Annotated in this window: 10 protein-coding genes; 8 read left to right on the forward strand and 2 right to left on the reverse strand. The window is 60.1% G+C overall.

The features are described from left to right. Positions 1–22: 22 nt before the first annotated feature. The 3 genes from BT199_RS07815 to BT199_RS07825 are packed head-to-tail and all read left to right on the forward strand — an operon-like array spanning position 23 to position 2,249. Entirely contained in the window at positions 23–1,336 is a 1,314-nt protein-coding gene (locus tag BT199_RS07815; protein ID WP_014717113.1) for a response regulator c-di-GMP phosphodiesterase, NosR family, read from the forward strand. After that, positions 1,333–1,746 (forward strand): NUDIX hydrolase, encoded by a 414-nt coding sequence (locus tag BT199_RS07820; protein WP_072434256.1) that lies wholly within the window; start codon positions 1,333–1,335, stop codon positions 1,744–1,746. The genes BT199_RS07815 and BT199_RS07820 overlap by 4 nt, the downstream gene beginning before the upstream one ends. Beyond that, on the forward strand, positions 1,743–2,249 hold the full coding sequence (locus BT199_RS07825; RefSeq protein WP_032903295.1) for a GNAT family N-acetyltransferase: 507 nt from the start codon (positions 1,743–1,745) through the stop codon (positions 2,247–2,249). Before BT199_RS07820 ends, BT199_RS07825 begins: the two co-directional genes overlap by 4 nt. Before the next feature lie 240 nt (positions 2,250–2,489). Here BT199_RS07825 and metR read toward each other — a convergent pair whose 3' ends face one another. Both metR and BT199_RS07835 read right to left on the reverse strand, forming a co-directional pair. Further along, complete coding sequence (metR, locus tag BT199_RS07830) at positions 2,490–3,407, reverse strand: transcriptional regulator MetR (protein ID WP_058410480.1); 918 nt, start codon at positions 3,405–3,407, stop codon at positions 2,490–2,492. Positions 3,408–3,484: 77 nt separating this feature from the next. After that, positions 3,485–9,055 (reverse strand): dermonecrotic toxin domain-containing protein, encoded by a 5,571-nt coding sequence (locus BT199_RS07835; protein WP_256575934.1) that lies wholly within the window; start codon positions 9,053–9,055, stop codon positions 3,485–3,487. Positions 9,056–9,245: 190 nt separating this feature from the next. Between BT199_RS07835 and BT199_RS07840 the strand changes: the two genes are divergently transcribed. The 5 genes from BT199_RS07840 (at position 9,246) to BT199_RS07860 (ending at position 12,903) form a co-directional block, all read left to right on the forward strand. Continuing rightward, positions 9,246–10,265, forward strand: coding sequence for an alpha/beta fold hydrolase (locus BT199_RS07840; protein ID WP_019817689.1), 1,020 nt, complete (start codon positions 9,246–9,248; stop codon positions 10,263–10,265). A gap of 58 nt (positions 10,266–10,323) precedes the next feature. Beyond that, the gene (locus tag BT199_RS07845) at positions 10,324–10,977 is read left to right on the forward strand and encodes a DsbA family oxidoreductase (RefSeq protein ID WP_058410460.1); all 654 of its coding nucleotides are present in this window, start codon (positions 10,324–10,326) and stop codon (positions 10,975–10,977) included. Positions 10,978–11,204: 227 nt separating this feature from the next. Continuing rightward, a complete protein-coding gene (locus BT199_RS07850) occupies positions 11,205–12,125 on the forward strand; it encodes an arginase family protein (RefSeq protein WP_072434429.1) in 921 nt (306 codons plus the stop codon). Continuing rightward, on the forward strand, positions 12,122–12,502 hold the full coding sequence (locus BT199_RS07855) for a DMT family transporter (RefSeq protein ID WP_003188930.1): 381 nt from the start codon (positions 12,122–12,124) through the stop codon (positions 12,500–12,502). The genes BT199_RS07850 and BT199_RS07855 overlap by 4 nt, the downstream gene beginning before the upstream one ends. Continuing rightward, positions 12,499–12,903: an EamA family transporter gene (locus BT199_RS07860; RefSeq protein WP_014717122.1), complete on the forward strand. Its 405-nt coding sequence runs from the start codon at positions 12,499–12,501 to the stop codon at positions 12,901–12,903. Before BT199_RS07855 ends, BT199_RS07860 begins: the two co-directional genes overlap by 4 nt. The last annotated feature ends 73 nt before the right edge of the window (positions 12,904–12,976 follow it).

Below are 12,976 nucleotides of genomic sequence, written 5' to 3' on the forward strand. Positions count from 1 at the left end.
TTAATTTGAAGGCAGAGTCGCCATGGATGAACAACTCGCTACGAAGTCCGTTGTTTTGCTGGTCGACGATGAAGAGTCGATCCTTAACAGCCTGCGCCGCCTGCTGCGCGGCCAGCCCTATGACGTGGTATTGGCCACCAGCGGCGCCCAGGCGCTGGAGATCATGGCGACCCGGCCTATCGATCTGGTGATGAGCGATGCGCGCATGCCCGGCATGGACGGCGCCACGCTGCTGGCCGAGGTCCACCGCCTGTATCCCGCCACCAGCCGCATCCTGCTCACCGGCTACGCCGACCTGACCACCATCATCAAGGCGATCAACGACGGGCAGATCCACCGCTACATCAGCAAACCCTGGAACGACGAGGAGTTGCAACTGGTGTTGCAGCAAACCCTCGAGCACCAACGGCTTGAACGCCTGGCCCGAGACCAGACCGAACAGCTCAAGCTGCTCAACGCCACCCTGGAAAAACGCGTGGCGGCGCGTACCGCCGAGTTGCAACAAACCGCCGACATGCTCGACCTGGCCTACGACGAGCTCAAGCGCAGCTACGTGACCGGCACCGAAGTCTTCTCGCTGCTGGCCAACCTGCGCTTGCCCAAGGACAAACAGACCAACCGTGCGTTGATCGAGTTGATCCGCGTGTATTGCGCCGCCCAGTCCATGGACGAATCCAGCACCCGTGACCTGACCATGGCCGCCGCGTTGTACAACATCGGCAAGTTGAGCTGGACCGACAGCATGATGGTTGCACCGTCGGACAAACTGCATAGCACCGACCGCGGTTTGTACCGTGAGTATCCGGGGCAGAGCGAGTCGTTGCTGATGACCCTGGAGCCGATGAAGGACGCGGCGCGGATCATTCGTCATCACCAGGAACGTTGGGACGGCACGGGGTTTCCCGACCACCTCAAGGGCGATACCATCCCGCCCGGTTCACGGCTGCTGAAGCTGGCGGTGGACTTTATCGAATTGCAGAAAGGCCTGATCCTGGAGCGACACCTCAACAGCGACGAAGCGCTGTTGTATATCCGCAAGTACGCCGGGCGCCTGTATGACCCGGCGTTGGTGGAAGATTTTGTGCAAGCCTGCGCCACCTTCCTCAGCGACGTGACCCTGGGCGACCCTACGGTCAAAGTCCTCACCACCCGTGAGCTTGAGGCCGGTATGGTGTTGGCCCGTAACCTCAACGCCGATAACGGCATGCTGTTGCTCAATGCCGGCAAAGTGCTGAACTTGCCGCTGGTGGACAAATTGATCGCGTTCGAAGCGATGGAAGGCGCCAAGTACAGCGTATTTATCAAACAGCCCGAAGAGACCTCGATTCTTTCATGAATGATTCAACCATCCGCATCGCCGCCGCCATCCTCATTGATCAAGCCGGCCAGACCCTGCTGGTGCGCAAGCGCGGCACCCAGGCGTTCATGCAACCTGGCGGCAAGATCGACGCGGGCGAACAACCAGTCCAGGCGCTGGCCCGTGAGCTGTATGAAGAGTTGAACCTGCACATCAAGGTAGAGGACGCCACGTACCTCGGCCAATTCTCGGCGCCTGCCGCCAACGAACCGGGCTTCACCGTGCAGGCCGAGCTGTTCCAGGTGCAGATCGACGTTGCGGTCACGCCAGCGGCGGAAATTGAAGAAATCCGCTGGATCGACCCCTCGGGCGATGGCGGCCTGCAATTGGCGCCGCTGACCCGCGATACGATCCTGCCGCTCTACCGCGCGTCGCTGATCGACGCATGATCATTCGCGCGCTGGAGGCTAAAGACGCGCCTGCTTACCGGGCGTTGATGCTACAGGCGTATGGCGCTTATCCCCAGGCGTTCACCTCCAGCGTGGCCGAGCGTGCTCTGATGCCCCTGAGCTGGTGGGAAAAACGCCTCGACAGCCCGCTGGACCGCCTGTTTGGCGCCTTCGACGGCGATCAGTTGGCGGGTATTGTCGGCCTTGCGTTCGAGCCACGGGAAAAGGCCCGGCACAAAGTCACCTTGTTCGGCATGTACGTGACCGAGGCTTATCAACAGCAGGGGCTTGGGCGGCAACTGGTGCAAGCGGCACTGGAAGAGGCCCGCCGCCACCCGCGCCTGAAGCTGATCCAACTGACGGTCACCGCCGGCAATGACGCCGCCTTTGCGCTCTACCAGCGCTGCGGTTTCATTCAGTACGGCCTGGAGCCACTGGCGGTGCGGGTAGGCGTCGAATACTTCGACAAGATCCACATGTGGCGTGAATTGCACGTTGACTGAAATTCACTGTGGGAGCTGGCTTGCCTGCATCGCTGGCAAGCCCTGATCCCGGTCAGTTAAGCGAACGCAATACTCAAAGCAACGAAGATCAAAATGTGGGAGCGGGCTTGCTCGCGAAAGCGCGATACCAGTCACTGGATACGTTGACTGACCCACCGCATTCGCGAGCAATCTCCCACAGGGGGGGCTGCGTTTAACTGACCAGCATTACTCACACAAGGCCACACACTTGAAGCCCGCTCAACGCACCGCGCTGACGCCATCCAAGGTGGAAAATGAGGTGTCCTTGGCCGTCAGCAAAAAGTCGCGCATGTAAGGCGCATCGAGCATGTCGGCACGAATGCCCGCATACAAGGTGGCGAACAAACCCTTCTCACCCAAACGCTTGGCCTTCACATACCCGCGCGAGCTGTATTCATGCAGCGCCCAGTGAGGCATGCCGCACACCCCACGGCCGCTGGCCACCAGTTGCATCATCATCACCGTCAGCTCCGAAGTCCGTACCTGGGCCGGTTCAACGTCGGCCGGTTCCAGGAAGCGGGTGAAGATGTCCAGGCGGTCACGTTCCACCGGGTAGGTGATCAGGGTTTCTGTCAGCAGGTCTTCCGGCACGATGTAGGACTTGTTCGCCAACGCGTGCTGGTTGGCCACCGCCAGCATGGCTTCGTAAGTGAACAGCGGCACGTAGGTGATGCCCGGCAGTTCCAGCGGGTCGGAGGTCACCACCAGGTCCAGGTCGCCACGGGCCAGGGCCGGCAGCGGCGCGAAGGCAAAGCCCGAGGCCAGGTCCAGCTCGACTTCCGGCCAGGCATCGCGGAACTGGTCGATGGTCGGCATCAGCCACTGGAAACAACTGTGGCATTCGATCGCCATGTGCAAACGCCCGGCGGTGCCCCCGGCCAGCCGCGCAATATCGCGCTCGGCGCCGCGCAGCAAGGGCAGGGTGGCGTCGGCCAATTGCAGCAGGCGCAGGCCGGCACTGGTGAAGCGCACAGGCTTGGTCTTGCGCGCGAACAACTGCATGCCCAAGCGCTCTTCCAGCTCCTTGAACTGATGGGACAGGGCGGACTGGGTCAGGTGCAGGCGTTCGGCGGCCTCGACCAGGCTGTCAGCTTCGCGCAAGGCGTGAAGCGTCTTGAGGTGGCGAATTTCGAGCATGGCGGCCTTCATGAGTGCAATTTGCGTTCAATGATAATGCATTGAGCTTTGTTCATGTTGGCCGCAGCGTAACGGCGTCAACCCAATGGCAGGAAGTGGGTTTCGGCGATCGACTTGTCGATGTTGCCGCGCCAGATCCTGGTGTCGGCAAAGGCAGCGCCAGCACCCTCTTTGGCGGCTTGCCATTTCATCCCGAGATATTGCTGATGTTGCAGCTTTAAATGTGCTTTGCGAAAACTGTCGAATGCCGAGTTCGGCGCATCGTAATGAAAATGGGCGTACCAGATCGGTTTGTCGGTTTTCGCCTGCTTGCTCGCCTCGTATATTTCATATTCTTGCAGGTAGTCGTCTTGTCCATCGGGACGTTTTTCGCGCATTTTTTGCCGTGTGCCTTTTTTGCGGATTACCACGCGACCTTTGTCCATCAGGTAATCCAGGTAGCCCTCGGTAGGCGTACTGCTTTGCAGGCTGCGCGTGATACGCAACGCTTCACCGGACTTTTCAAGCGCACTGGCTCGAGTGTTCAGTTGTTCGATGATCGGGTTGTTTGCATCCAGGCTCTGCACTTTGCTGGCGCGGGCACGCAGATCGTTGGCCTCGGTCACCAGCATATGTTCAAGATTGATCGGTTCCATGGTTTTGTAGCTTCGCACCTTATTTTCAAAGGCATCCGCCGCCGCCAAGCGTGCACGGGCGTTGGCGAGCAAGGCGTTTATGTCGGTGGGGAGCTTCGGTGGGGCGGCAACCGTTCGGCTTTGGTTGGTGTTCAAGCGAAAGGTGTTGCTGTCGCCAATCTTGTCCCACACTTCAACAGTCGCCCCATCCGCATCGTTGATGATGAATTGCCTCGGCGATTGTTTTCCGGCCGGCTTCTCGATACCAATCAATAACTGACCCTCTTCAGTTTCAAACACCGTTTGGGTGGTGTTCGATGTTGACTGGGAAGCGGGCTTTTTTATCGTGCGCTGGGCTTTTCGTATCAGGCGGGCAAGATCCTTCTGCAGCAGCGCCAGAAAGCTTTGGTCGAAATGGCTGGGCGATTTTTCGTTCCAGGTTATCAAGTCAAGCGACAAGTCTTCATAGACCTTGATGCAGTTTTGCAGGACCCGGTTGCGTTCGACACGGCTGATGTTGGCATCGGGCAACGTCATGTGGCTGGTGACGGCACGATCGAACTTGCTTCTGGCTCGATGCACTGCGGCCTCCAGAAACAGCCAGTCAATGCTCAAGGTGTCTGGCCGCAGGCTGAGCGCTTGCATGAGATTGCTGCTTCTCGTGCTCGCCATGCGCAGGTCGGTAAACCTGTTTTTCCAGGCATCCAAGTAGGTGGAGACCTCCGTGCGCGTGTGCCTGACGGTGATGCGTTTGACCCACGTGCTCATGTCTTTCATCGAGGCCTCTATCCGGTTCAGCTCATCGAGCAAGTCCAGGCGACACTGTCTGATTTCTTGGGTCAGTGCTTGAAGAGCCCGTGGTGTGTGAGATGAGCGGTTCAGTTGGTGGTTGATCTCGATGATTCGATCGATAAGCACACCGGCCCGGTCTTTTGCATTCTGGATCAGATGGTTCAGGCGGTCCGCTACGATGTGGGCTGTCCGGTTCAGTTCCTCGGAATAGTCGAGGTCGCGAATATGCACTTGACGCTGTTTAGCCGTTTCGAACGATGCATACAGGTGCTTGGCATCGTCGACGTCTTTGGTCAGCGCGATATCCAGGATTTTGCTGTCCGTTAATTTTTGTGGCGATACGTCTGACGGGGCCGGATAGTCGCTGGCAAATTTCTTTAGCTTGCTGGTGGTCTCGCTGACCTGACCGTAACAGGCACGGGCCTGGTTTTGCAGGGATTGGCCGAGTTCGAGGCGCTGCATATTGACCTCAAGCGCGTCTGCAGGCAGTTGCCGAGCGACGGTTGCTGGCACGTTGGCCCGCGCCCGCGATGCGTCACGTCCTGTGCGCCTGCTGCCGCCGCCATAACCCGTGAGGTGGCCGCCATGCAGTGCCGAGTAAGTGTCCCACTGCAACGCGTGGTCCAGGGCAACGGCCGGTGAGTAATACTTGCCCTTGGCGACCAGACGCATCTCGTGAGCCGTTGGGTCAAACTTGACGTTGTAATAGCGCCCCTCACTGAGGATGAAATGCTCGCCAGAGGTGTGGCGCAGGGTATGGCGATAAGGCCCGGTATGTACCGGTTGCAGGCTGTCGATACTGAAGATATGCGGGTGTTCGTAACCGGCAAAACGCTGGCGTGCGGTTGTGCGCTGGTGTGTTTTGACAGAGCGCCAAAAGTTTGGGCGTCGCGGATGCTTGAGCTGGTGTGCGGCGCTCAATCGCCGGGCCGAACTGCCGCGTGAGCCGGGCACGGCCGCCAGCGCCAGGGTATCCATCGCCGCGTATACCAGGCACTCGAACACCGAGGCTAATTGTTCGATGCCATGCCCGGTGTCACCGCGCCTGAATGCAGCTACCGCTTGATACAGGCTGGTAGTGGCGTCTGCCAGGGACACTGCAGTGCCGATAAAGGGTACGAACGACAGAGCGATTTTGATGCCGTTGAACACCTTGCCGCTTTTGAGAGAATATTTTTCGTGGGCCAGGTCATCATTGGATCGCGCATCATTACGATGCGCTTCCAGCAAACGGCCCATCTGAGCATTCAACTGATGGGCGGCCAACGAAGTGGTGACTGGCCAGGGGAGTCCGGCCTGTATCATCGCGTCGTAGCCTTTACCGGTGGCATGGTCGATACGACCCAGGTGTGCTCGCACATCACCCTTGATTGCGCGACCCGCCACGTATAGCGCCATGCTGTCGAGACGGCAGAGTTCGAACAGGGCAATGCGCGCCTGCTCCAGATTGGCATAACGGCGCAGGTAGCGTTCGTCAGGCGCGTCCGGAAGGTAAAGCAAGGTGCTGCCCGAGTTTTGTTCCTCGATGAATGTGATGCCCGACAGGGTAATCTGGCTCTCCTGCCGGGTGTCCGCACCACCAACACTCAGATGAGCCGGCAGCAGACGGATGCGCTTCGCGCTGGCGTGCCAGGCGGCCTGGGTATCGGCGTCGATGGCGGTGTTCAACACCTGTACTTCGTCGGCGCTGATGTGGTTCTGCATGTGCGCCAATATGCCCTGCGTTTTGAGCATCAGGCGCAAAGGCTCCACCAGGCATTCGCGGCGGTAGAGTTTTTGATGGATGGATTCGCCCTGGGCGCCCTTGAACGCGTCGAGGATGCGGACTTCGTACTGTTTAGCCAGGTCAAGGCCGGTGACTAGCTTCTTCAGGTAGCTTTTTGTGATGCCAGCTTTGAGTGTGTCACGCTCCTCGACATCGTCGGCCGTCACCTGGACAGTCACGAACCCCAGGCGCTGGCTCAGCTCGGCGTCGATGTTGCGTAGCGCCAGGTCGTCCAACGTCATCTGGCTGCGCCTGGCACTGGGTACATCAATGATTTTGACCGGAGTACCCGGTGCTGCGCCGGCAATGATGTCGCGTTTTTGCTCCACCGAGTCAGGCAGTTCCAGTTGAAGAGTAAAGCCTTTGCGGATGGAAAAATCCTTGCGTATACGCGCATCGAGCTTGTGCCTGACGAACGCGTCACGCGGTGGCAGGGAGCGCTCCAGCAGCGTCTGGGCATTGTTCAGCGCCGGTATATAGGCGCGTAGCAGGGCCTTGAATGCCTCGCGTTTTTCAACGGGTTGAGTGATCAGCCATGACGGCAGTCGTTCGGCCAGCAGCCGCGCATTATGTTGTTCGACAAGTAGCAGAAACGCCGCCTCACGCGCCGAGTTTTCGGGCACCAGCAAGCCAGGCAGCGTTTGCTCAACCCGTTGCTCCAGTTCACCGACGCGCTGTGACGCGTGTTCATCGGCTGACCACGTCTGGCGCACGCGGGCGGCCTGTTCTTCAAAGGCGGCCTGTTGACTGCTCAAGCTGTAGTCGAATGGGTCCTGGGTCAGTGTCGTGAATTGCAGCGCCAGTTGTTGATCCTCGGGCTGGATGCCAAATATCCCATCCTCCAGTGCCTGGCGCGACGAGAAACGCTGCAAACCACCGTCGCTGCCGGGCCAGTAAATGATATGCACGCCTTCACGTATCCCGGCCGTGGATTCGTCCTGGGGTGGAAGGAAAACCAGTGGCCCGTTGAGTTCGGTGCGGGTAGGCGTTGGATTCCCGGTTTGAGTGACCGACAAGGTCAACGCGACGACATCCGGCGAGGGTGCGGCCAGGGCGTTTTCGATCAGTTGCAGTTCGTCCTCACTTAGTTGATCGAGGGTTCGCTGGATACGCGCTTCGGTCTTCACCCCCTGCAAACGTGCCTGGTACAGCGCAGTGTAGTGGGTGTTGAGCGTGTCGAAATCCAGGGGCGCTCGGTTGAGCATGGCCCGCGCCGCCGCTTCGGCAGCGTGTTGTAGCGCCTTGAGTGCGTCCAGTTGTTGCTTGAATGACTGCCAGCGCTCACTCGTTGGTGTGTCGTTGCCCAACAGGTTTTCCAGGGCGCGCCGTTGGTGCTCGATCAAAGCTTTGCGTTGGCGGGTATCGACACCGTTATGCAGCCGGCCGAATTGGGGAACGGGTGGGGGGCTAGTGGTGCCGACGGCCGATTCCGGGTGTTCAGGCTCCGAGGCAAACAGACAGCGGGTTTTACGCATGTCATCAAGCCGGTCGACGTGCTGGAGGGCCAAGTAAGCGTTGTGGATCTGTACGTTCGCAAGAGGACTCAGCGCGTCCTGATATTGCGCCTCGGTCAATTGCTTCAGCCAAAGGGTGATGCCCGTTTCCAGCGGGTTGTGGCTGGCCTTATAGTCGATCCTTGCCAAAGGATCGACCTCGGTGATGCCGAACAGCGCTTGCTGTCGGTCGAGCAGCCAGCGTTCCAGGTCTTCGCGTCTGCTCAATACCTTCCATGTCGGAACCTGAGTGGGCAGGTACAGCAGTTGACTGGCCGGCGTTTCCGTATCGAGGCTCAATACCCAGGCACCAGGCAGGGCGATGGCTGGGGCGTCGTGGGGCTTGAGAAATAGGTGTTCGGTGTAGCGGCGAGGTGTCTGCGCTGTAGCCGACTGCGAATGGAGCAGTGAAAACACGGGATCGAGGACTTCGGCATGCACCTTCCCCGAGGCGAGTGACCGCTCAGCGCTGGCTTCAATGTGAATCCGGTACAGCTCCAGCACCCGCTTGTAGCAAGTTACCGGCGAGCGGGGCGCTCGCTCTGTACGCCAGTAGCGCAGCCAGTGGTCATCCAGGCTTTGTTCCAGGTCCAGGCCCTTGAGCTCGTCGAGCAGCATCGCCGCGGTGTAGCGCGACAACGCGTGGGACCGCGGCAGGTTGAGCACACGTACGTCTGGCACCTGCGCTGTATCCAGGGCCGGATGCTGTTGCATATAGAGGCAGGCATCTGTCAGGACAATGCGGCTGCGCCCACGTCGCTCGGTGGCGGGAAACTCCAGTGCTACGCGCTCGCCGTCCAATTGAAGCTGCGCTTGGAGCATCCGATTGATGGTGTCGCGCACCGTCGGGATACCCTCCATTAGCACGAGCAGCTCGGCGCGGCAGTTCTGCAAGCGTTGCGTGGCATCGGCGAGCAGGTGTTCGTCGATGGCCGGTTGCATCAGTGGGTGTGTCGCAGGAGGTAGGGCAATGGAAGAAGGCATGGGGCGGAGTCGCTCTATCTAAAAGGCCAAAGCCCTATTAGAGATCGACATGCCAAGTGGGCTGCGGCACATAGCTATCGACATGACCGCTGGGCACTCTTCATCAAACTGTCATCGAACTGTGGCAGCGCGCTTGAACAAACTTCATCAGACTCGCGCTCTACTGGGGTTCTGCGTTTTGGTGTTTTTCATGCGTGCGTTGTTTTTAGTGGCCGCTCTCCTGTTCGGCCTGCCGTCTTTTGCGGCTTCTCGGTGTGATGTCAATGTCCCGACCCAAACGGTCGACCTGGCTCAGGTGAGCATCGCCTATCAAAGTATCGGCCGTGCGTCCGACCCTGCGTTGCTGCTGGTGATGGGGCTGGGCGGGCAGTTGATTCACTGGCCGGATGAAGTGGTGGTGGCCCTGTGCGAACAAGGCTTTCGGGTGATTCGCTACGACAACCGCGACGTCGGCCTGTCCACCTGGCGGCAGGCGCCGGCGAGCGCCAACCTGACCTTCGAAGTGCTGCGCTACAAGCTCGGTTTGCCGGTGGCGGCACCCTATACGTTGACCGACATGGCCGACGACGCGCTGGGCTTGATGGATGCATTGCAGGTGCAGCAATTTCATGTCCTTGGCGCAAGCATGGGCGGCATGATCGCTCAACACCTGGCGGCCATGGCGCCACAGCGTGTGGAAAGCCTGACCCTGATCATGACCAGCTCCGGCGCCGAGGGCCTGCCCGCACCGAACGCAGCCCTGGTGCAATTGCTGTCGCGGCGCAGCGCGCCCAATCGTGAGGTGGCGCTGGAGCAACAGGCAGACTTGCTCGCGGCGTTGGGCAGCCCGGATATCAAGGACGATCGCCAGGCGTTGCTGCACCAGGCGGCGCTGTCCTATGACCGCGCCTTCAACCCCGAAGGCGTGAAGCGCCAGATCATGGCGATCCTGGCCGAGCCGAGCCGTGTGCCCTTGCTCAACCAACTGCGGGTGCCGACCCTCGTCGTACACGGCACCGCCGACCCGTTGTTGCCGGTAATGCACGGCGTGCATCTGGCCGCGCATATCCAGGGCAGCCAGTTGAAATTGATTCCCGGCCTGGCCCACCGTTTTCAGGAAGCGTTCAAGGCGCCCTTGCTGGCGGCGGTGTTGCCCTACCTGCAAGCCCATCGCCAGGATGCCGCGCACTGGGCGCAGATCGATTTGAGCGAGCCTTCGAAGGTGCTGTGAAGGTGGTGTATCGTGCAACCTTTATGTATGCGCATGACTGCACGCGAGGTTGCCCACCATGAGTACTCCCCTGAAAATCGATTTCGTCAGCGACGTATCCTGCCCCTGGTGCATCATCGGCCTGCGCGGCCTGACCGCAGCCCTCGACCAGCTCGGCAGCGAAGTGCAGGCCGAGATTCATTTCCAGCCGTTCGAACTGAACCCGAACATGCCCGCCATCGGGCAGAACATCGTCGAGCACATCACCGAAAAGTACGGCTCCACGGCGCAAGAGTCCCAGGCTAATCGTGCGCGTATCCGCGACATGGGCGCCGCATTGGGCTTTGCGTTCCGCACCGACGGCCAGAGCCGTATCTACAACACCTTCGACGCGCACCGCCTGTTGCATTGGGCCGGGTTGGAAGGTTTGCAATACAACCTCAAGGAAGCGCTGTTCAAGGCGTATTTCAGCGATGGCCAGGATCCTTCCGACCACGCGACCCTGGCGATCATCGCCGAGAGCGTAGGGCTGGACATTGCGCGCGCCGCCGAGATTCTTGCCAGCGATGAATACGCCGCCGAAGTCCGCGAGCAGGAGCAGCTGTGGGTTTCTCGTGGGGTGAGTTCGGTGCCGACCATTGTCTTCAATGACCAATATGCGGTGAGCGGTGGGCAACCGGCGGAAGCCTTCGTCGGCGCGATTCGCCAGATCATCAACGAATCGAAATCCTGAGGCCGAGCACGGAGCAAAATGTGGGAGCTGGCTTGCCTGCGATAGCGGACTGTCAGTTGCAAATGGGCTGGCTGACACACCGTTATCGCAGGCAAGCCAGCTCCCACACGTGATACTCATTGTTTGCAAACATGGCGCTCATCCAAGCGCTGGCCCATCCCTTGCATTACCCCCCTAAAGCCCAACCGGCCTGCGGTTGGGCGCTGCCATTAGGGGTAAAACTTACCTTGAACATTCTAGACCTTGACCACAGCCTCACCGGCCAGGCACCGATTGCCCGGCGGTTGGCCAGCGGTCGGGCCACGCGCCTGGACCTGCTGGACCTGGGCCCGAAATTGCGTTTGTGGTCCACCGAAAAAACCTGGAAGCGTTTCGTCGAGCGCCTGGCCCAACGGCCACGGCCCCGTGACGCGCGCCCGGAAATCCTGTTTGTCGGCTCCGGCGATTATCACCACCTTACGCCGGCGTTTTTGGCCGACCTCAAGGAACCTGTCAGCCTGATTCACTTTGACAACCACCCCGACTGGGTGCGCTTTGCGCCCAAGCGGCACTGCGGTTCGTGGGTCAACCGGGCGCTGAAGATGCCGGCGATCCAACGCATCGTCACCCTCGGCCCGTGCAGCGATGACCTGCATAACCCGCAACTGCGCGGCGGCAACCTTGGCGCCCTCAAGCGCGGGCGTTTGCAGTTGTTTCCCTGGCAGCATCCGCCGTCCAAGGTCTGGGGCCGGGTGGGGGACGGCGCCGGCCACCAGCAACAGGAAAACCACCTGCATTGGCGCAACCTGGCGGACCTGGATTGGGCAGCCTTCCTCGACCAGATGATTGCCAGCCTGCCCACCGAGGCGATCTGGATCACCATCGACAAAGATGTGCTGGCCATTGAAGACGCCGCCACCAACTGGGACCAGGGCGGCATGCGCCTGACCCATTTGCTCCAGGCCCTGCGGGCGTTGGCGGCGGGTAAACGCATCATTGGCATCGACATCTGCGGTGAGTTCGCCACACCGGCGTTCAGCAACGCGTTCAAGCGCTGGGAAGCCAAGTCCGACCAGCCGCCACCGGAGCGCTGGAGCCCGCAAGACTTGCAGCGCAATGCCGCAACCAATGAAGCCTTGATCGACCTGTTTGAGGAGCTGTTCCCGTGACCCTGACCGTGGTGTTGTTACTGGCGTTTTCCATCGTCCTCGATGTGATTGGCCAGCTGTGTTTCAAATTGGGCGTGGACCGTTTGCCCCAACTCGATGGCGGTTTTCGCCTGCGTGCGTTCTGGGGCCAGGTGTTCAATGCGCCGCTGCTGTGGGCCGGCGTCGGCGCCTATGTGATTGAGTTTTTTGTGTGGCTCGAAGCGCTGTCCCGTGCGCCTTTGAGTCTGCTGTTTCCGCTGGCGGCGTTGGCCTATTGCCTGGTGGTGTTGGCGGGCAGGGTGGTGCTCAAGGAAACCGTCAGCCGACGTCGCTGGCTGGGCACATTGGTGATCACTTTGGGTGTGATGTTGGTAGCAATCGCGGGGAACCAGGCATGACAACGCAAACAATCAATACCGGCTGGCTGCATGGGCGGCTTGGCACCCTGGTGCTGTGGGCACTGCTGATCGCCACCGAAAGCGCCGGGCAGTTGTTCACCAAGGTGGCCGGCGATCAATTGGGGCCGATGGACTTCAGTTGGCAATGGCTGGCGGACGTGGCGCGCAACCCGGGGATTCTGGCGGCGATTGCCAGCTATCTGGGTGCGTTTTTTGTGTGGATGCTGATCCTGCGGCGTAGCAGTTTGTCCCTGGCGTTTCCGCTGAGTTCGCTGGTGTTTGTGGCCGTATTGCTGGGGTCTTGGCTGGGGCTGGGCGAGCACATCAGCGTGCTGCATTGGGTGGGCGTGGTGGTGATTATCGGTGGTATCGCGCTGTTGGCTGAAGGCGAAGAACACTGAAGTTAGTGCTATGAAACACAGGCTCAATGTGGGAGCGGGCTTGCTCGCGAATGCGGTGGGTCAGTTAAGTATC

The organism is Pseudomonas sp. NFR02 (genome assembly GCF_900119375.1).
In the GTDB taxonomy this organism is placed as follows: Bacteria; Pseudomonadota; Gammaproteobacteria; order Pseudomonadales; family Pseudomonadaceae; genus Aquipseudomonas; species Aquipseudomonas paracarnis.